This is a genomic window from Citrobacter sp. TBCS-14 (assembly GCF_005280805.1).
Lineage (GTDB): Bacteria > Pseudomonadota > Gammaproteobacteria > Enterobacterales > Enterobacteriaceae > Citrobacter > Citrobacter gillenii.
In genome coordinates, this window is sequence record NZ_SZWM01000164.1 from 41583 (window position 1) to 60730 (window position 19148).

Annotated in this window: 18 protein-coding genes; 13 read left to right on the forward strand and 5 right to left on the reverse strand. The window is 51.7% G+C overall.

Annotation, left to right across the window (positions count from 1 at the left end; all coding sequences use genetic code 11):
- Nucleotides 1-173: 173 nt before the first annotated feature.
- Complete coding sequence (gene msrB, locus FDX22_RS03915) at nucleotides 174-587, forward strand: peptide-methionine (R)-S-oxide reductase MsrB (protein ID WP_186805278.1); 414 nt, start codon at nucleotides 174-176, stop codon at nucleotides 585-587.
- Nucleotides 588-628: 41 nt separating this feature from the next.
- A complete protein-coding gene (locus FDX22_RS03920) occupies nucleotides 629-904 on the forward strand; it encodes a YeaC family protein (protein ID WP_115258693.1) in 276 nt (91 codons plus the stop codon).
- A gap of 61 nt (nucleotides 905-965) precedes the next feature.
- Here the strand turns inward: FDX22_RS03920 and yajD are convergent, their stop codons facing one another.
- Nucleotides 966-1310, reverse strand: a complete 345-nt coding sequence (gene yajD, locus FDX22_RS03925) for an HNH nuclease YajD (RefSeq protein WP_003030690.1) — start codon at nucleotides 1308-1310, stop codon at nucleotides 966-968.
- Nucleotides 1311-1403: 93 nt separating this feature from the next.
- Nucleotides 1404-2657, reverse strand: coding sequence for a glycoside hydrolase family 18 protein (locus FDX22_RS03930; RefSeq protein WP_146716735.1), 1254 nt, complete (start codon nucleotides 2655-2657; stop codon nucleotides 1404-1406).
- 297 nt (nucleotides 2658-2954) lie between these two features.
- Between FDX22_RS03930 and FDX22_RS03935 the strand changes: the two genes are divergently transcribed.
- The 8 genes from FDX22_RS03935 (at nucleotide 2955) to FDX22_RS03970 (ending at nucleotide 11700) form a co-directional block, all read left to right on the forward strand.
- Nucleotides 2955-4031, forward strand: coding sequence for a zinc-binding dehydrogenase (locus FDX22_RS03935; protein WP_146716736.1), 1077 nt, complete (start codon nucleotides 2955-2957; stop codon nucleotides 4029-4031).
- A gap of 26 nt (nucleotides 4032-4057) precedes the next feature.
- On the forward strand, nucleotides 4058-5437 hold the full coding sequence (locus FDX22_RS03940; RefSeq protein ID WP_146716737.1) for an MFS transporter: 1380 nt from the start codon (nucleotides 4058-4060) through the stop codon (nucleotides 5435-5437).
- A gap of 17 nt (nucleotides 5438-5454) precedes the next feature.
- Nucleotides 5455-6498 (forward strand): NAD(P)-dependent alcohol dehydrogenase, encoded by a 1044-nt coding sequence (locus tag FDX22_RS03945; RefSeq protein WP_137399338.1) that lies wholly within the window; start codon nucleotides 5455-5457, stop codon nucleotides 6496-6498.
- 24 nt (nucleotides 6499-6522) lie between these two features.
- Entirely contained in the window at nucleotides 6523-7359 is an 837-nt protein-coding gene (locus FDX22_RS03950) for a ketose-bisphosphate aldolase (protein ID WP_146716738.1), read from the forward strand.
- Between the two features lie 4 nt (nucleotides 7360-7363).
- Nucleotides 7364-8311: a sugar kinase gene (locus FDX22_RS03955; RefSeq protein ID WP_146716739.1), complete on the forward strand. Its 948-nt coding sequence runs from the start codon at nucleotides 7364-7366 to the stop codon at nucleotides 8309-8311.
- Between the two features lie 9 nt (nucleotides 8312-8320).
- A complete protein-coding gene (locus FDX22_RS03960) occupies nucleotides 8321-9304 on the forward strand; it encodes an aldo/keto reductase (protein ID WP_146716740.1) in 984 nt (327 codons plus the stop codon).
- A 134-nt stretch (nucleotides 9305-9438) separates the two neighbouring features.
- Nucleotides 9439-10197: a DeoR/GlpR family DNA-binding transcription regulator gene (locus FDX22_RS03965; RefSeq protein WP_096757301.1), complete on the forward strand. Its 759-nt coding sequence runs from the start codon at nucleotides 9439-9441 to the stop codon at nucleotides 10195-10197.
- 144 nt (nucleotides 10198-10341) lie between these two features.
- Nucleotides 10342-11700 (forward strand): MFS transporter, encoded by a 1359-nt coding sequence (locus tag FDX22_RS03970; protein WP_137399336.1) that lies wholly within the window; start codon nucleotides 10342-10344, stop codon nucleotides 11698-11700.
- 35 nt (nucleotides 11701-11735) lie between these two features.
- Here FDX22_RS03970 and pncA read toward each other — a convergent pair whose 3' ends face one another.
- Genes pncA through sppA form a run of 3 tightly spaced genes read right to left on the reverse strand, consistent with a single transcriptional unit; the run spans nucleotide 11736 to nucleotide 15317 of the window.
- A complete protein-coding gene (gene pncA / locus FDX22_RS03975) occupies nucleotides 11736-12374 on the reverse strand; it encodes a bifunctional nicotinamidase/pyrazinamidase (RefSeq protein WP_146716741.1) in 639 nt (212 codons plus the stop codon).
- Between the two features lie 13 nt (nucleotides 12375-12387).
- A complete protein-coding gene (gene ansA, locus FDX22_RS03980) occupies nucleotides 12388-13404 on the reverse strand; it encodes an asparaginase (RefSeq protein ID WP_096757298.1) in 1017 nt (338 codons plus the stop codon).
- 56 nt (nucleotides 13405-13460) lie between these two features.
- Nucleotides 13461-15317 (reverse strand): signal peptide peptidase SppA, encoded by a 1857-nt coding sequence (gene sppA, locus FDX22_RS03985; RefSeq protein WP_135912159.1) that lies wholly within the window; start codon nucleotides 15315-15317, stop codon nucleotides 13461-13463.
- A gap of 173 nt (nucleotides 15318-15490) precedes the next feature.
- Here sppA and FDX22_RS03990 point away from each other — a divergent pair, with 173 nt between their 5' ends.
- The 3 genes from FDX22_RS03990 (at nucleotide 15491) to FDX22_RS04000 (ending at nucleotide 19147) form a co-directional block, all read left to right on the forward strand.
- A complete protein-coding gene (locus FDX22_RS03990) occupies nucleotides 15491-16042 on the forward strand; it encodes an NAD(P)H nitroreductase (RefSeq protein WP_096757296.1) in 552 nt (183 codons plus the stop codon).
- Nucleotides 16043-16158: 116 nt separating this feature from the next.
- Nucleotides 16159-17202 (forward strand): selenide, water dikinase SelD, encoded by a 1044-nt coding sequence (gene selD / locus FDX22_RS03995; protein WP_115258691.1) that lies wholly within the window; start codon nucleotides 16159-16161, stop codon nucleotides 17200-17202.
- 4 nt (nucleotides 17203-17206) lie between these two features.
- On the forward strand, nucleotides 17207-19147 hold the full coding sequence (locus FDX22_RS04000) for a DNA topoisomerase III (RefSeq protein ID WP_146717029.1): 1941 nt from the start codon (nucleotides 17207-17209) through the stop codon (nucleotides 19145-19147).
- The last annotated feature ends 1 nt before the right edge of the window (nucleotide 19148 follow it).

Below are 19148 nucleotides of genomic sequence, written 5' to 3' on the forward strand. Positions count from 1 at the left end.
GGCGGCGGCCCGAATTTTAAAGGGCAATCAAGATAAAAACGTGATTGCTATCACGATTTATAGGCTGCCATTTCGCAATGATCAAGTTTAGAACAAAAGTTCGCCCTGCGGTGTTAATGTTTTGTTAGAATCTGTCTCGCAATGTGAGTTTAGATAAAGCGAGATGTGAGCAAATGGCTAATCAACCTTCTCCAGAAGACCTAAAGAAAAATTTATCCGAAATGCAGTTCTACGTGACACAAAATCATGGGACAGAACCGCCATTTACCGGGCGTTTGCTGCATAACAAGCGGGACGGTGTTTACCTCTGCCTGATCTGTGACAAACCGCTGTTTCGTTCTGATACAAAATACGATTCTGGCTGCGGCTGGCCTAGCTTTTACGAGCCTGTCAGTGAAGAGGCGATTCGTTACATTAAGGATACGTCACACGGCATGCAGCGCATTGAAATTCGTTGCGGCAACTGTGATGCGCATCTGGGACATGTCTTCCCGGATGGTCCAAAACCTACCGGTGAACGCTACTGCGTCAACTCAGCGTCTTTGAACTTTACTGACGATGAAAACGGTGAGCAGATTAAAGGCTGAAGAAACGATTCAGCAAATTATTCTACGGGAATGGGTTTAAGATGAATCTTGATGAGATGATTAACAGCATGACGCCGGAAGTTTATCAGCGCTTATCGACGGCCGTTGAGCTGGGAAAATGGCCGGATGGCGTCGCGCTGACGGCAGAACAAAAAGAGAACAGCATGCAACTGGTGATGCTATGGCAGGCGCGTAACAATATCGATGCGCAGCATATGACTATCGACACCAACGGTGAGATGGTCATGAAGAGTAAGCAGCAGCTGAAAGTTGAATTTGGGATAACGCCTGAGCCGATTGCGACGTTCAAATCCTGATTGCGGAAACAACATGAATTCGCAGGTCCGGCACGGCTTACCGTAACGGACCTGCAAAGTCTTACTTCTTGTTCATCATCGCCTTAAGGTCGGCAAACGGGTTGTATTTCGCCTCGCCGACGTCTTTCTGCGCATCTTCGCCCGCTACCACGGTAGAACCATACTGATCCACTTCGGTGTATTTCGAGTGCTCATGATCGTGGCAATACAGGCATAACATCTCCCAGTTACTGCCATCTTCCGGGTTATTGGAATGGTCATGATCGATATGGTGTACCGTCAGCTCGCGCAGGTTGGAATACACGAACTCGCGCGAACAGCGCCCGCAGACCCAGGGGAACAGTTTAAGCGCCTTTTCCCGGTATCCGACTTCCAGACGGGCGTAATTTTTAGGGATAAAAGCCATAAAACCTCGTGCTCCTGTAGAATATGAAAAGCTGCGCCAACGTCAGGCGCAGCAGATGGCGATAATCATAACCTATTGTGCATGACGTGGGGATCAGTGTTTAATCCCTAACGACTCAGCCAACTGCTTAGCCAGTTGGTTTTTATCGTCCGCGCCATACTCCCAGAACATGGCCCCGCCCAGCCCCTTGCTCTTGATGTAGTCTGCTTTGATTGCCACCGATCGTGGGTTCTCGTAAGAAAGGGCAAACAGCGCTTTGCCGTCGGCCGACTGCACCGACAGCCATGGCACTTTTGCTTCATCATCCCAGTGCTGGGTAAAGCGTTTTTGCGGATCGTTGATGAGCTTCGCCACAATGTCGTTGTATTTCACATAGGTATCTTTGGTCAGATCCACGCCCAGTGATTTGAACAGTTCAATTTGCTGGGCGCTGAAGTAGGGCTGGGTGACCGGATTTTTCTGCGCATCGGGTTTGCTCCAGTCAATCCCTGGCTCGACGGCGCGTTTAGGCACCCGGCCATAGAAACCAATTCCCAGGTTCATCTGGCTCGGTTTTAATCCTGCGGCAAGATAGTTACTAACCACAAAATCGGCGCTGTATTTATCTGCCGCCGCCACCGTTGGCCATTGTGTTGAATCATAGAGATTGGCGTTGAAGTACTGAGTGCCGTAAGCCATGTCATAGGTCATCAGATTGATGTAATCGAGCGACGGGGCTATCGCCTTCATGTCCACCCAGCTTTTCGGGCTATCCGCGTTTGCGCCCACGGCAATGGTGACCAGTTTTTGCTGGCCCATTGCGCTACGCAGTTCTTTCAGTAGCGAGGTAAAGTTATCCCGATCGGCGGGTTGGCTATCGACCAGTCCCCATGCACCGTTTACCGGGTACTCCCAGTCGAGATCGATACCATCCAGGCCGTATTTCTTCACAATCTCCTGTACGGACCGAATAAACACTGCTCGCGTTTCTTTGGTTGCCGCCGCACCTGAGAATCCGCGCGCCCCCCAGCCACCCACAGAAAGCAGCACTTTCAGGTTAGGGTTTTGCTTACGCAATGTGGGGATCTTCTGCAAATCAGCCTGTACTTTTGGCGACAGCCAAATCTGATGCAGCTTGCTGGCATCTTTTAATGCGTCATTGGTTTCGTCTTTTTCGTTGTTGTAGACCAGACCAAAGGAGTAATTGAGATGGGTAATCTGGCGGACGTCCAGTTTATCAATATCGCCACCGGGACCGGCAGTAACATCGCCACCGCCGTTAAAGTAACCGACAGACATCAGGGTATTAGCGGACACAACGCTCGCGCAGAGCAGGGGTAATGCTGCCAGCAAAGGCAAAAGTTTCATCGGTGTTCCTCTTTGACATTTAAACAAGCAAACACGCCACGATAATGGCGTGGCGAAAAAAACAGCTCTCGCAGGCTAGCAGTTTACAAAAAGGAAAAATGCGAAGGGGTTCACGCCATGTTTAGCGAAGCGGCTTCCATGGTCCTTTGAAATTTGGGATATGTTCACTTCTATTTGTGATCTGAGTTGTGAAATACAGATCATTATCTTTGTTTTAAAGATTTTATGTTGACCTTGAAGATGGCGTGGTTAAGTATTGGTGCCACTGATGCAAAACTAAACACAAAGGAAGATGCAATGAAAGCACTGGCAAGATTTGGTAAGGCCTTTGGCGGCTATAAGATGATTGACGTGCCGGAACCAGTATGTGGTCCGGATGACGTAGTGATTGAAATCAAAGCGGCGGTTATCTGCGGTGCGGATATGAAACACTACAACGTCGACAGCGGTTCCGATCAGTTCAACTCCGTTCGCGGTCACGAATTTGCCGGCAATATTGTGCAGGTAGGGGAAAAGGTCAAGGACTGGAAAGTTGGCCAGCGGGTGGTTTCTGACAATAGTGGGCACGTCTGCGGCGTTTGTCCGGCCTGTGAACAAGGTGATTTTCTGTGTTGTACAGAAAAAGTGAATTTGGGTCTGGATAACAATACCTGGGGCGGTGGATTTTCAAAATACTGTCTGGTACCGGGTGAGATCCTCAAAATTCACCGTCACGCGCTGTGGGAAATCCCGCAGGGTGTTGATTATGAAGAAGCTGCGGTGCTGGACCCTATCTGCAACGCTTATAAATCTATCGCTCAGCAATCAAAATTCCTTCCCGGTCAGGATGTGGTGGTCTTCGGTACCGGTCCATTAGGCCTCTTCTCGGTCCAGATGGCGCGCATTATGGGGGCCGTCAATATCGTGATGGTCGGGCTGGAGGAGGACGTTGCGGTGCGTTTCCCAATCGCCAAAGAATTGGGTGCGACGGCGGTAGTCAACGGTTCGACCGAAGATGTGGTCACGCGCTGCCAGGAAATCTGCGGGAAAGACAATCTGGGGCTGGTCATCGAATGCTCCGGTGCCAATATCGCCCTCAAACAATCGATCGAAATGCTGCGTCCAAACGGTGAAGTCGTCCGCGTGGGTATGGGCTTTAAACCGCTCGATTTCTCCATCAATGACATCACGGCGTGGAACAAAAGCATCATCGGTCATATGGCCTATGACTCCACGTCCTGGCGCAACGCGATTCGCCTGCTGGCCAGCGGCGCGATCAAAGTTAAACCGATGATCACTCACCGTATTGGCCTCTCACAATGGCGCGAAGGGTTTGACGCTATGGTCGATAAAACCGCGATTAAAGTGATCATGACTTACGACTTTGATGAATAACCTATTTATTAAAGGAACGTTATCGCATGGAAAAAATAACAAAACCGCACTGCGGCGCCAGGTTGGACAGGCTGCCTGACTGTCGCTGGCATTCATCGATGTTTGCCATGGTCGCCTTTGGATTACTGGTGTGCTGGAGCAATGCCGTCGGCGGATTAATTCTCGCACAGTTAAAAGAACTGGGCTGGACCGATAATTCCACTACCGCCACGTTTTCTGCAATTACCACGGCGGGCATGTTTCTTGGCGCGCTTGCCGGGGGAATTATCGGGGATAAAACCGGGCGCAAAAATGCCTTTATCCTGTATGAAACGATTCATATTATTGCCATGGTCGTGGGGGCGTTTTCGCCAAATATGGCCTTCCTGATCGCCTGCCGTTTTGTCATGGGGGTGGGATTTGGCGCGCTTCTGGTGACCTTATTTGCCGGGTTCACCGAATATATGCCTGGCAGAAATCGCGGTACCTGGTCCAGTAGGGTCTCGTTTATCGGTAACTGGTCTTATCCGCTGTGCTCGCTGATTGCAATGGGGCTGACGCCGTTAATCAGTGCTGAATGGAACTGGCGCGTGCAACTGCTGATCCCGGCGGTGCTGTCGCTGATTGCAACCGCTATTGCCTGGCGCTGGTTCCCCGAGTCGCCTCGCTGGCTGGAGTCTCGTGGGCGCTATCAGGAGGCTGAAAAGGTGATGCGGGCCATTGAGGAGGGCGTGGTTCAGCAGACGGGTAAACCGCTGCCGCCGGTGGTGATAGAAGATGACGGTAAGCCCCCACGCTCTGTCCCATATTCGGCTCTATTAACCGGCGTATTACTCAAGCGCGTTATTTTAGGTTCCTTCGTTCTGATTGCCATGAATGTCGTGCAGTACACCTTAATTAACTGGCTACCGACGATATTTATGACTCAGGGTATTAACCTAAAAGATTCCATTGTTTTAAATACCATGAGTATGTTCGGTGCGCCGTTTGGAATATTTATCGCCATGCTGGTGATGGATAAAATTCCCAGAAAGACCATGGGTGTGGGGTTATTAGTTTTAATCGCTGTGCTGGGATATATCTACTCACTGCAAACCAGCATGCTGCTAATTACGTTAATTGGCTTCTTCCTGATTACCTTTGTGTATATGTATGTTTGCTACGCTTCGGCGGTGTATGTTCCGGAAATATGGCCGACCGAAGCAAAACTGCGTGGCTCCGGACTGGCAAATGCGGTAGGGCGCATCAGCGGTATCGCCGCACCTTACGCGGTAGCCGTACTGCTTAACGGTTACGGTGTGACGGGGGTATTTGTGCTGCTGGGGGCGGTATCCATTATTGTCGCCATCGCCATTGCTACTATCGGAATTGAAACCAAAGGCGTCTCTGTCGAAAGTCTCGGTATTGATGCCGCGACCAGCAAATAATATTGATGGGAAAGAAAATGCAAAATTCAAAAGCAATATTAAAAACACCCGGCACGATGAAAATTATTACCGCCGATATGCCGGTACCGAAAGAGCATGAAGTGCTGATTAAAATTGAATACGTCGGTATTTGCGGCTCAGATGTTCACGGTTTTGAATCGGGCCCTTTTATTCCGCCGAAAGATCCGAATCAGGAAATCGGTCTCGGGCACGAATGTGCAGGTACCGTGGTGGCGGTAGGGAACCGCGTATCCAAATTCAAACCCGGCGACCGGGTCAATATCGAGCCTGGCGTGCCGTGCGGTCACTGTCGTTATTGTCTGGAAGGGAAATACAACATCTGCCCGGACGTCGATTTTATGGCCACCCAGCCAAACTATCGTGGTGCGCTAACCCACTATCTGTGCCATCCGGAGAGCTTCACCTACAAGCTGCCCGACAATATGGACACCCTGGAAGGGGCGCTGGTAGAGCCTGCGGCAGTGGGGATGCACGCTGCGATGCTGGCAGATGTTAAACCGGGTAAGAAAATCGTCATTCTGGGGGCAGGCTGTATCGGCTTAATGACTCTGCAAGCCTGTAAATGCCTGGGCGCAACCGATATTGCCGTCGTTGATGTGCTGGAAAAACGCCTGGCTATGGCCGAGCAGCTTGGGGCGACGACCGTCATCAACGGAGCTAAAGAGGACACGGTTGTCCGCTGCCAGCAGTTCTCTGGCGATATGGGGGCCGACATTGTTTTTGAAACCGCAGGCTCGGCGATCACCGTCAAGCAGGCCCCGTATCTGGTGATGCGCGGCGGCAAAATCATGATCGTCGGCACGGTGTCCGGTGATTCGGCAATTAATTTCCTCAAAATTAACCGTGAAGTCTCGATTCAGACCGTTTTCCGCTATGCCAACCGCTATCCGGTCACCATTGAGGCTATCTCCTCTGGTCGTTTCGATGTGAAGTCGATGGTGACGCATATTTACGATTATGAAGATGTGCAGCGCGCGTTTGATGAATCCGTTAATAACAAACGCGACATTATTAAAGGCGTTATTAAAATTAATCATTAATTAATTGAAAAGGGAGAAATAACCATGCTAGCAGATATTAAATATTGGGAAAATGATGCTCAGGATAAACATTACGCTATCGCTCACTTTAACGTGTGGAATGCGGAAATGTTAATGGGGGTAATTGATGCGGCGGAAGAGGCAAAATCGCCGGTCATTATCTCATTCGGCACCGGGTTTGTCGGTAATACCTCGTTTGAAGATTTTTCGCATATGATGGTTTCCATGGCGAAAAAGGCGGCGGTGCCGGTGATTACCCACTGGGATCACGGGCGCAGTATGGAGATTATCCATAACGCCTGGACCCACGGCATGAACTCGCTGATGCGTGATGCTTCCGCTTTTGATTTCGAGGAAAATATTCGCCTGACCAAAGAGGCGGTCGATTTCTTCCATCCGCTGGGTATTCCGGTGGAAGCCGAGTTGGGGCACGTGGGTAATGAAACGGTCTACGAAGAAGCGCTGGCCGGCTATCACTACACTGACCCAAGCCAGGCGGCTGAGTTTGTCGAGCGCACCGGCTGTGACTCGCTGGCGGTAGCGATTGGTAACCAGCACGGCGTCTACACCTCCGAACCGAAACTGAACTTTGACGTGGTTAAACGCGTGCGCCATGCGGTATCCGTTCCGCTGGTGCTGCATGGTGCTTCCGGCATCAGTGATGCGGATATTAAGAAAGCCATTTCATTAGGTATTTCGAAAATCAATATCCACACTGAACTGTGTCAGGCCGCGATGGTCGCGGTGCAAGAAAACCAGGACCAGCCGTTCCTGCACGTCGAGCGTGAAGTACGCAAGGCAGTTAAAGAGCGCGCGCTGGAGAAAATCAAATTGTTTGGTTCAGACGGTAAAGCGGAATGACAATATGGATAGAATCGAGGTTATTTGTATAGGGGCGGCCATTGTTGATATTCCCTTGCAGCCGGTAAGTAAAAATATCTTTGATGTAGACTCTTATCCGTTAGAACGTATTGCCATGACCACCGGGGGAGATGCGATTAATGAAGCGACGATTATTTCTCGCCTCGGTCATCGCACCGCGTTAATCAGTCGGGTAGGTAATGATGCCGCCGGGAATTTTATTCTCGACCACTGTCGACGCGAGAATATTGATATCCAGAGTCTGAAACAGGACGCGGATATTGATACTTCTATTAACGTGGGCTTAGTGACCGCCGATGGTGAACGCACCTTTGTCACTAACCGCAACGGCAGCCTGTGGAAACTGAATATAAACGATGTCGATTTTGACCGTTTCTCGCAGGCAAAGCTGCTATCGCTGGCAAGCATCTTTAATAGCCCCTTGTTGGACGGCAAAGCGTTAACGGAGATATTTATTCAGGCCAAAAAGCATCAGTTGATCATTTGTGCCGACATGATTAAGCCGCGGCTTAATGAAACGCTGGACGATATTCGCGAAGCGCTGAGCTATGTCGATTATCTGTTTCCCAATGTCGACGAGGCGAAACTGCTAACCGGGAAAGAGACGCTGGATGAGATAGCAGACAGTTTTCTGCACTGCGGTGTGAAAACGGTAGTGATTAAAACCGGTAAGAAAGGCTGCTTTATCAAGCGTGCTGATATGAAAATGGCGGTACCTGCGGTTTCGGGAATTACCGCTATCGACACCATCGGTGCGGGCGATAATTTCGCTTCGGGGTTTATCTCTGCGCTGCTTGAAGGCAAACCGCTACGCGACTGTGCGCTGTTTGCTAACGCGACGGCAGCGATATCGGTACTCAGCGTGGGCGCTACGACGGGCGTGAAAAACAGAAAACTGGTTGACCAACTTCTCGACGAATACGAAGGGTAATAGCGGCAGATGAAAATGATTCCTTTAGGCAGTACGGATATTACGCTTTCCCGCATGGGACTGGGCACCTGGGCCATCGGTGGCGGCCCGGCATGGAACGGCGATCTTGATTTGCAGGTTTGCATCGACACCATTATCGAAGCGCATCGTTGCGGCATTAATCTGATTGATACCGCACCGGGCTACAACTTCGGTAATAGCGAGAAGATTGTGGGTCAGGCGCTGAAAAAACTGCCGCGCAACGAGATTGTTGTCGAAACCAAATGCGGCATTGTCTGGGAGCGGGAAGGTAGCCTGTTCAATAAAGTGGGCGAACGCCAGCTGTATAAAAATCTCACGCCCGAGTCAATTCGTGAGGAGGTGGACGCCAGCCTGCAACGGCTCGGTATCGACAGCATTGATATTTATATGACCCACTGGCAGTCGGTAGAGCCTTGTTTTACACCGATTGCGGGAACGGTCGATACGCTCAACGCGCTCAAGAAAGAAGGGAAAATCCGTTCTATCGGCGCGGCGAACGTGGATGCTGAGCATATTCGGGAGTACGTAAAACACGGCGAGCTGGATATCGTGCAGGCTAAGTACAGCATCCTCGACCGGGCGCTGGAAACTGAGCTGCTGCCGCTCTGTCAGCGGCACGGCATTGTGGTTCAGGTCTATTCCCCGCTGGAACAGGGGCTGCTGACCGGAACTATCACACGGGATTATGTTCCCGGCGGCGCGCGGGCTAACAAAGTCTGGTTCCAGCGCGAAAATATGCTGCGCGTGATTGACATGCTAGAACGCTGGCAACCGCTGTGTGCTAAATACCGCTGCACAATCCCGGCGCTGGCGCTGGCGTGGATTTTAAAGCAAAGTGATTTAATCACCCTGTTAAGCGGAGCGACGGCGCCAGAGCAGGTTCGTGAAAACGTCGACGCCCTGACGATCGCGTTAACCGACGCGGATTCTTTATTGATGCGAGAAATGGCAGAAGCATTGAATAATAAATAGGTAAATAGAAAACGCCTCTGTTTCTGTGTAAAAGACCATAAAATCTGTGATTCAGACATGTTGTTTTGAAAATAAACATAGCCTGTGAGATACTGGTAACTTATCATGATGTTGAAGGAAACAGAGGTGTAATCGTGGCGGCAAAAGACAGAATTCAGGCTATCAAGCAAAGGGTAGCCAACGACAAGAAAGTAACGGTATCTAATCTGAGCGCTATTTTTCAGGTTACAGAAGAAACGATTCGCCGCGATCTTGAAAAGCTTGAAGATGAAGGTTTTCTGACCCGTACGTATGGTGGTGCGGTACTAAATACCGCCGCGCTGTCTGATAACATTCATTTTTACAAGCGAGCTAAATCATTCTATGAAGAAAAGCAGAAGGTCGCTCGCAACGCACTGCCGTTTATTAAAAATAAGACCACTATGGCGGCTGACTCCAGCAGTACTGCAATGGAGTTATTAAAGCTTCTGAAGGAACGTAATGACCTCACATTATTAACCAACTCGGCGGAAGCCTTTCATGAACTGGCACAGTCTGAGATTAATGTCGTTTCGACGGGGGGAGAATTAAACAAAAATACGCTGTCACTACAGGGGCGTATTACCAAAGAGATCATCAGCCGATATCACGTTGATATCATGGTGATGAGTTGTAAAGGACTGGATATCGCCAACGGTGCGCTTGATTCAAACGAAGCTGAAGCAGAGATCAAGAAAACCATGATTCGTCAGGCTGCTGAAGTAGCACTGTTGGTTGACCACTCAAAATTCGATCGTAAAGCATTTGTTCAGTTGGTAGATCTTAGTCATATTAATTACATAATAACAGATAAAGCACCGGGTGCAGAATGGATTTCCTTTTGCAAGGAAAATAATATCCAGCTCGTATACTAATAACGGGATTGTGATATCGATAGCGTTTTAGTTTGCATCCGGATAATGCCCAATAAAATGATGATGGTAAATGCGGCAAAGTTAACTCTGCCGCGCGTTGCCATAATTTATTATTTTATATTTTGCTGCATTTGAGGCATCCAGATGGAACAATATGAATATATCGGTGCAAGACTAGATCGCTTACCTTTCTCGCGATTTCATTTTCGTATTTTTGGTATCATAAGTTTTGGTTTATTACTGACCGGGTTTCTTAGTTATTCCGGTAACGTGGTACTGGCAAAGTTGGTTAGTAACGGTTGGTCAAATAATTATCTCAATGCAGCGTTTACGTCTGCGCTGATGTTTGGTTATTTCATCGGATCGCTGAGTGGTGGATTTATCGGTGATTATTTTGGTCGCCGTAAAGCATTTCGTATCAATCTACTGATTGTTGGCATTTCTGCAATCGCCGCATCTTTTGTTCCCAACATGTACTGGTTGATCTTCTTTCGAGGCCTGATGGGAACCGGCATGGGGGCGCTGATTATGGTGGGCTATGCCTCATTCACTGAGTTTATTCCGCCGGTGGTGCGCGGAAAATGGTCTGCGCGTCTGTCTTTTGTTGGCAACTGGTCGCCGATGCTGTCGGCGGCGGTTGGTGTGGTTGTTATCTCATACTTAAGCTGGCGAGCGATGTTTTTAGTCGGAGGCGTGGGAATGCTGCTGGCCTGGTACATTTCTGGAAAATACTTTATTGAGTCTCCCCGGTGGCTGGCAGGTAAAGGTCAGCAGGACATGGCGGAGAAGCATTTATTCGATGTTGAGTTGCAGGTAGAAACAGAAAAGCAAATCACATTACCATTGTGTCCAATACCGAAGAGAAAGAGCGAACTCCGCACCGTAGACGGGTCATTCTGGCTGTTATTCAAAGGACAGATGCTGCGTCGGACACTGGTGGCTATTACGGTATTGATTGCGATGAATATCTCACTGTATACCATTACCGTATGGATCCCGACTATTTTTGTTAACTCGGGTATTGCTGTGACGAAGTCCATTTTGATGACTGCGATTATTATGATTGGCGCACCGGTAGGTATTTTTATTGCGGCATTGATTATCGACCGCTTTCCGCGACGTCTCTTTGGTTCGTTGCTGTTAATTATTATTGCACTTTTGGGCTATTTTTATTCGATTCAAACGCAGGAGTGGGCGATTTTAAGCTGTGGTCTGGTCATGATTTTCTTTTTATATATGTATGTCTGTTTTGCCTCTGCGGTATATGTCCCGGAACTGTGGCCAACGCATCTCAGATTACGTGGTTCAGGTTTTGTCAATGCTGTGGGTCGAATTGTCGCCGTCTTTACACCCTATGGCGTTGCCGTATTATTGACTCAATATGACTCTGTTACCGTGTTTATCGTCCTGGGTATCATGCTGGTGGTATGTGCGCTGATCCTGTTTTGTTTTGGTATTGAAACCCGCCTGGTTTCACTAGAAGAAATCTCAACTTTGGGGTGATTACTTGCCTGATGGCTGTACCATCAGGCAACGTTCTATCTTTGCGTTTCTTCCCAGTCTGCCAGCGTATACAGCGTTGCACCCGCAGCGGCCATTTCCATAAACGCCTGCGTGCTGTCCTGAGGCTGAATATTCACCCCTCGACAACCGTCGGTAATGACGTTCACCGTATAGCCCAGTTCCAGCGCATCGAGGACGGTAAACTTCACGCAGTAGTCGGTTGCCAGCCCCATGATGATGAGGTCGGTAATACGCTGTTGCATAAGCCACGCATTCAGTTCCGTTGCCTGACGGCGACCGTTATCAAAAAATGCGCTGTAGCTGTCAACCTGCGGGTTTTCGCCCTTATAGAACGTCTTATCAATGCCGTGCTGATTCAGCAGAGGGTGCAGGGCCGCTCCCTGCGAGTTCTGTACACAGTGATCCGGCCAGAACGTCTGCGCCAGGCCGTCCAGTTGTCCCTGCGTGTAAGGGGCGACCTGATGCTGGCTGGCAAAGCTGCCGTGATTAGCCGGATGCCAGTCCAGACTGGAAACAACCTTCTCACCGCGCAGCGAACACCAGTCAATCAGGCGATTGGCGACATCCACGGTGCTATCACCTTCTGGAACGGCAAGTGCGCCTCCGGCACAAAAATCGTTTTGTAAATCAACCAGCAGTAATGCTCGTGCCATCGTCACTCCTCCTTCAATCATCCGGCGTCAGTTCACCGCGCAGGTTTTGCGTCATCGCGTCACGGATGGCCTGCGTGTCCAGACCCTGGCTCAGCAAATAATGCAGCTTGGTCAGTGTTGCTTCAACGGTCATATCCGCACCGCCAATCACGCCCGCATGTGCCAGCGCATTCCCCGTCGCATAACCGCCCATGTTGACCTTGCCGGACATGCACTGCGTGAGGTTAATGACCACAATACCGCGTGAGCTGGCATCCTCAAGCTCCTTCAGGAACTCTTTATTCTGCGGGGCATTGCCCACGCCGTAAGAACGCAGAATTAACGCTTTGACTGGCTGGCGCAGGAAGTTACGCACCACGTCTGCGGAAATTCCAGGATAAATCGTGACCACGCCAATCGGCTGCGGGGTGATAGGGTGCACAATCAGCTCGCCCGCACCGTGCGGCGCGGGCGGGGTGCCCAAACGACGGATGTGGATCCCGGCTTCCAGTAAAGGTGCAAGGTTAGGTGAAGCGAAGGCGTCAAAACCGTCGGCGTGCGCTTTGGTAGTGCGATTACCACGATACAGTCGGTTATTGAAGAACAGAGTGACTTCATTGATCGGATAATTGGCCGCAACGTACAACGCATTCAGCAAATTGATTTGTCCGTCTGAACGTAGCTCAGCCAGCGGGATTTGTGACCCTGTCACAATAACTGGCTTGCCCAGATTCTCCAGCATAAACGACAGCGCCGAGGCGGTGAACGCCATGGTGTCGGTGCCATGCAGGATCACAAAACCGTCGTATTCGTCGTAGTGAGCTTTAATATCTTCCGCAATATGCTGCCAGTCTTCTGGCGTCATATCGGAGGAATCCATCAGCGGGACATATTCGTGAATGGTGAAGTCTGGCATCTCAGGGCGGTGGAATTCAGGCATCAATGCCAGTTGACGCTGAAGATGGCCGGAAACCGGAATATAACCTTGTTCTGAGCGCTGCATACCGATGGTACCGCCGGTATAGGCAACGTAAATCGATTTCTTCTGCATGACTTTTCTTCTGTCTCAAAGAAAAACCCCTCTTCATCCCGAAGAGGGGTCAAGAGTTAGCGGACGTTGGCGCAGGTCAGGCAGAACGCATAACGGTTCTGCGGGTCGTTAAACGCGGCCAGCTTATCACTTTCGGTTTTTACCACGCTTGCCGCAGAGGCCAGTGGTGCCGGGAGCATGGCCTGAATGGCTTCTGGTAGCATAGCGCGAACGGAACCAGACATGCTGTCCATGACCATATCAACGAACGTGGGCTCGTCCTGATAATACTCAATATGCCATTGTTTCAGTTTCGCCAGTTCTGCCGCTTTTGCTACAGCGTCGTCGAAATCGCCGAGACTGTCGACCAGACCATTCGCTTTTGCATCCTGACCGGTCCAGACGTGGCCCTGGGCGATTTTATCAATCTGCTCTGGCGTTGTCTTACGTGCATCCGCGACCAGCGTGATGAAGCGCTTATAGCCGTTCTCGATGCTCAGTTGCATCATCTGCTGCACTTCCGGCGGTAACGCTTTGGTGACGGAAATATCGGCCAGCGGCGAGGTCGCCACGCCGTCGGTATGTACACCAATGGAATCGAGGCTGTTTTCAACGGTGTTGATCACGCCAAAGATGCCGATGGAGCCGGTCAGGGTGCTGGGGTTCGCCACAATGTAGTTTGCCGGGGTTGAGATCCAGTAACCGCCGGAGGCCGCCATGCCGCCCATGGAAACCACCACCGGTTTACCCGCCGCTTTTGCTGCAGCCAGCTCAGCGCGGATCACTTCCGAGGCGCTGACGCTGCCGCCTGGACTGTTAACGCGCAGGACAATGGCTTTTACCTTCGGGTCGAGACGCGCTTCACGGATTTGTGCCGCAGTGGTGTCGCCGCCGACGTTCCCCGGTGTTTCTTCTCCGTCCATGATCGCGCCATTGGCGAAGACTACGCCAATGCTGTCACCGGTATCCGCCGGGGTTTTTAGCGTGTAATCGTAATAGCTGACGGCACTGTAGTTCTTCTCTGTTTTGCTCCAGCCAAACTGTTTAGTCAGCAGTTTTTCCACTTCAGCGCTGGAGGCGAGAGCATCGACCAGTTTATTGTCGAGGGCGTACTTCGCGGTGTCGCCACCCACTTTCGTCAGGCCGTCAAGCATCGCCTGTGCGCCCGGGAACACTTGCTGCGCCGGGATCTGGCGGTTAGCAGCAACGGTATCGAGATAGTTCTGCCACAACTCGCCAATCCAGCGACTGTCGGCTTCACGTGCGGCCGGGGACATATCGTCGCGAATAAACGGCTCGACGGCGGACTTATAGGTACCGACGCGGAAAACGTGGGTGGAGACTTTTAGTTTATCCAGCAGAGACTTGTAATACAGACCGTTGGTCGCAAAGCCGTGCAGGTCAACCGAACCCTGCGGGGAGAGCCAAATTTTGTTGGCAAAGCTTGCGAGGTAATACTGTCCCTGGCTGAAGTTATCGCCCACGGCAAATACCGGTTTTCCACTGTCGCGGAATTCGCGCAGTGCTTTGCCGATATATTGCATGGACGGCTGATCGGCCCCGGCAAAGTTTTTTAAATCCATCACGATGCCGGTGATGTTGCGATCGTCTTTTGCCTGGCGAATGGTGTTAACGATATCGAACAGTGAGTTTTCTTGCAGGCGATCGGAACTGGCGCCAAACAGCTGACGTCCGATGACGCTTAAGCGGCTGGTGCTCGAGGGCTTATCGACAATAACGCCAGAGATATCGAGCAGCAGTGCGCCACGCTCCGCGTGTTCGCTGGAGGTGCTACTGCTGACCTGCATCCAGATCCCCACGCCCACCAGGACCAAAAAGATAAAGAACAGGTTCAGTACACATTCGCGGACGAAATTCAGTATTCGCCACGTCCATTTAAAAATTCCGGCAATAAAACGCCACAGGGTTTGCATGTATTCTCCCTACCGATGAACAACACGCCCCCCGTTTTACCGGAGAAGGCGTTAAGATGTGGCTATCGTAATGACCCGGCAGGCACTTGTCAGCAGGAATCACCGCCGGCGCTGTAACAAAATCCGCTCACGTGTTAATTTTGTGAACAAATTTCATTGTTGGAGTTAAGCAAATGGATGCACTCGAATTACTTCTTACCCGCCGTAGCGCCTCTCGTCTTGTTGAACCCGCTCCCGTGGGTGAGCAACTGCAAAATATCCTGCGGGCGGGGATGCGCGCCCCGGATCACAAATCGCTGCAGCCGTGGCGTTTCTTTGTGATTGAAGGTGCAGGGCGTGAGCGTTTTAGCGCCGTGCTCGAAAAAGGGGCTATTGCCGCAGAGGGCGACGAAAAGGCTGTCGAAAAAGCGCGTACTGCGCCGTTTCGTGCCCCGCTGATTATTGCGGTGGTGGCGAAATGTGAAGAAAGTGACAAGGTTCCACTGTGGGAACAGGAAATGTCAGCGGGTTGTGCGGTAATGGCCATGCAAATGGCGGCGATTGCGCAAGGCTTTGGCGGGATCTGGCGCAGCGGTGCATTAACCGAAAGTGCAGTGGTGCGCGAGGCATTTGACTGTCGTGCGCAGGATAAAATTGTCGGCTTCCTCTATCTGGGCACGCCACAGCTTAAAGCATCCACCACGATTAACCCTGCCGATCCGAGCGCATTCGTCCAGTATTTCTGATTTCAGCGGCTAAACTGTCTGGATTATGAGCAAAGACACCCGAATTCAGACAGTCACTCTTACCACATCATGGAATGAGCGCTACCATAGCCCGATTGCAATGACAGGAGATGTCCATGAGCGAGCACGCTATTCGTTTAACGCAATACAGCCACGGAGCCGGTTGCGGTTGTAAAATTTCCCCCAAAGTGCTGGAAACCATCCTGCACAGCGAGCAGGCGAAATTTGTTGATCCGAATTTACTCGTGGGGAATGAAACCCGCGACGACGCGGCCGTGTACGATCTGGGTAATGGCACCAGCGTTATCAGCACCACCGATTTCTTTATGCCGATAGTCGATAATCCGTTTGATTTTGGCCGCATCGCCGCGACCAACGCCATCAGCGATATCTTCGCGATGGGTGGCAAACCGATTATGGCTATCGCGATTCTGGGCTGGCCGCTCGATAAGCTGGCACCGGAAGTCGCCCGTGAAGTGACCGAAGGCGGGCGTTTCGCCTGTCGCCAGGCCGGCATTGCGCTGGCGGGTGGTCACTCTATTGATGCCCCAGAGCCGATTTTTGGTCTCGCCGTGACGGGCGTGGTCCCTACCGAGCGCGTGAAGAAAAACAGCACCGCAGAAGCGGGATGTAAGCTGTTCCTCACCAAGCCGCTGGGCATTGGCGTGTTGACCACCGCTGAGAAAAAATCGCTGCTTAAGCCTGAGCATGTTGGGCTGGCGACGGAAGTGATGTGCCGCATGAATATTGCGGGCGCAGCGTTTGCGGACATTGAAGGCGTGAAAGCCATGACCGACGTGACCGGTTTTGGCCTGCTGGGACACCTGAGCGAAATGTGTCAGGGCGCGGGCGTTCAGGCGCAAATCGTTTACCAGGATATTCCAAAACTGCCTGGTGTTGAAGAGTACATCGCGCAAGGCGCAGTGCCGGGCGGCACGCAGCGTAACTTTGCCAGCTACGGGCATCTGATGGGTGAGATGCCGCAGGCGGTACGAGACCTGCTGTGCGATCCGCAAACCTCCGGCGGCCTGCTGCTGGCGGTAACACCGGAATCTGAGGCTGAAGTGAAAGCGGTTGCCGCGCAGTTTGGCATTGATCTCACCGCGATTGGTGAGCTGGTTGAAGCACGTGGCGGTCGCGCCATGGTTGAGATCCGTTAATTCGATGCGGTTGTTTATTGCCGAAAAACCGAGTCTGGCGCGCGCGATTGCCGATGTGCTCCCTAAGCCACATCGCAAAGGTGATGGCTTTATTGAATGCGGAAATGGGCAAGTGGTGACCTGGTGTATCGGTCACCTGCTTGAACAGGCGCAGCCAGACGCCTACGACAGTCGCTATGCACGCTGGAGTCTGGTCGACTTGCCGATTGTACCGGAAAAGTGGCAACTGCAGCCGCGTCCCTCCGTCACCAAACAGCTCAACGTCATCAAGCGCTTTCTGCATGAGGCCAGTGAAGTCATTCACGCGGGAGACCCCGATCGTGAAGGACAGCTGCTGGTCGATGAAGTGCTGGATTACCTGCAACTGGCGCCGGAAAAGCGGCATCAGGTACAACGGTGTCTGATTAACGACCTTAACCCACAGGCGGTGGAGCGGGCAATTTCTCGTCTGCGCGCCAACAGCGAGTTCATCCCGCTGTGCGTTTCGGCGCTGGCGCGAGCGCGTGCCGACTGGCTGTACGGCATTAATATGACGCGCGCCTATACCATTCTTGGGCGTAACGCGGGTTATCAAGGCGTGCTGTCCGTGGGGCGTGTGCAGACGCCGGTGCTTGGTCTGGTGGTGCGCCGTGATGAAGAGATTGAAAACTTCGTCGCCAAAGATTTCTTTGAGGTCAAAGCGCATATCGTCACACCTGCCGACGAGCGGTTTACCGCTATCTGGCAGCCGAGCGAGGCGTGTGAACCTTATCAGGATGAAGAAGGGCGCTTACTGAACCGTACGCTGGCGGAGCATGTGGTGAAACGCATCAACGGTCAGCCAGCGATAGTCACCAGCTATAACGATAAACGGGAATCAGAATCCGCACCGTTGCCGTTCTCACTGTCGGCGTTGCAGATTGAAGCCGCTAAACGCTTCGGACTGAGCGCGCAAAACGTGCTCGATATCTGCCAGAAGCTGTATGAAACCCACAAATTGATTACCTATCCGCGTTCTGATAGCCGCTATCTGCCGGAAGAACATTTTGCCGGTCGCCATGCGGTGATGAATGCGATTAGCGTGCACGCTCCGGATTTATTTCCGCAGCCTGCGGTTAATCCCGATACGCGTAATCGCTGCTGGGACGATAAAAAGGTTGATGCGCACCACGCGATTATTCCCACTGCGCGTAGTTCATCCATCAATTTGAATGACAATGAAGCCAAGGTGTACAACCTGATTGCGCGTCAGTATCTGATGCAGTTCTGCCCGGACGCGGTATTCCGCAAGTGCGTCATTGAGCTGGATATTGCGAAAGGCAAATTTGTTGCTAAAGCCCGTTTCCTGGCGGAAGCCGGGTGGCGTACGCTGCTGGGTAACAAAGAGCGCGACGAAGAAAACGACGGCACACCGTTGCCGGTGGTGGCTCGTGATGACGAACTACTGTGTGAAAAGGGCGAAGTGGTGGAACGCCAGACCCAACCGCCGCGCCATTTTACCGACGCGACGCTGTTGTCGGCGATGACCGGGATCGCACGGTTTGTGCAGGATAAAGATCTGAAAAAAATCCTGCGTGTCACCGACGGACTGGGAACGGAGGCTACGCGTGCGGGGATTATTGAACTGCTGTTTAAGCGCGGGTTCCTGGTGAAAAAGGGTCGCTATATACACTCGACGGATCCCGGAAAGGCGCTGTTCCATTCGTTGCCAGAAATGGCAACGCGTCCGGATATGACCGCGCACTGGGAGTCGATCCTGACGCAAATCAGTGAAAAGCAGTGCCGCTATCAGGACTTTATGCAGCCGCTGGTGGACACGCTGTATCAGCTGATTGACCAGGCTAAACGTACGCCAGTACGCCGATTCCGCGGGATAACCGCGCCGGCTGGCGCGGAGAAGAAAAAGAGCGCGCCGCGAAAACGTCCGGCGAAAAAAAGCCCGCCTTCAGAGGAGGCAGGCCTGTAAT

Bases quoted from the DNA above. Each gene is read 5' to 3' on its own strand.
- msrB (WP_186805278.1), top strand. From the start codon at position 174: ATGGCTAATCAACCTTCTCCAGAAGACCTAAAGAAAAATTTATCCGAA.
- FDX22_RS03920 (WP_115258693.1), top strand. From the start codon at position 629: ATGAATCTTGATGAGATGATTAACAGCATGACGCCGGAAGTTTATCAG.
- yajD (WP_003030690.1), bottom strand. From the start codon at position 1,310: ATGGCTTTTATCCCTAAAAATTACGCCCGTCTGGAAGTCGGATACCGG.
- FDX22_RS03930 (WP_146716735.1), bottom strand. From the start codon at position 2,657: ATGAAACTTTTGCCTTTGCTGGCAGCATTACCCCTGCTCTGCGCGAGC.
- FDX22_RS03935 (WP_146716736.1), top strand. From the start codon at position 2,955: ATGAAAGCACTGGCAAGATTTGGTAAGGCCTTTGGCGGCTATAAGATG.
- FDX22_RS03940 (WP_146716737.1), top strand. From the start codon at position 4,058: ATGGAAAAAATAACAAAACCGCACTGCGGCGCCAGGTTGGACAGGCTG.
- FDX22_RS03945 (WP_137399338.1), top strand. From the start codon at position 5,455: ATGCAAAATTCAAAAGCAATATTAAAAACACCCGGCACGATGAAAATT.
- FDX22_RS03950 (WP_146716738.1), top strand. From the start codon at position 6,523: ATGCTAGCAGATATTAAATATTGGGAAAATGATGCTCAGGATAAACAT.
- FDX22_RS03955 (WP_146716739.1), top strand. From the start codon at position 7,364: ATGGATAGAATCGAGGTTATTTGTATAGGGGCGGCCATTGTTGATATT.
- FDX22_RS03960 (WP_146716740.1), top strand. From the start codon at position 8,321: ATGAAAATGATTCCTTTAGGCAGTACGGATATTACGCTTTCCCGCATG.
- FDX22_RS03970 (WP_137399336.1), top strand. From the start codon at position 10,342: ATGGAACAATATGAATATATCGGTGCAAGACTAGATCGCTTACCTTTC.
- pncA (WP_146716741.1), bottom strand. From the start codon at position 12,374: ATGGCACGAGCATTACTGCTGGTTGATTTACAAAACGATTTTTGTGCC.
- ansA (WP_096757298.1), bottom strand. From the start codon at position 13,404: ATGCAGAAGAAATCGATTTACGTTGCCTATACCGGCGGTACCATCGGT.
- sppA (WP_135912159.1), bottom strand. From the start codon at position 15,317: ATGCAAACCCTGTGGCGTTTTATTGCCGGAATTTTTAAATGGACGTGG.
- FDX22_RS03990 (WP_096757296.1), top strand. From the start codon at position 15,491: ATGGATGCACTCGAATTACTTCTTACCCGCCGTAGCGCCTCTCGTCTT.
- selD (WP_115258691.1), top strand. From the start codon at position 16,159: ATGAGCGAGCACGCTATTCGTTTAACGCAATACAGCCACGGAGCCGGT.
- FDX22_RS04000 (WP_146717029.1), top strand. From the start codon at position 17,207: ATGCGGTTGTTTATTGCCGAAAAACCGAGTCTGGCGCGCGCGATTGCC.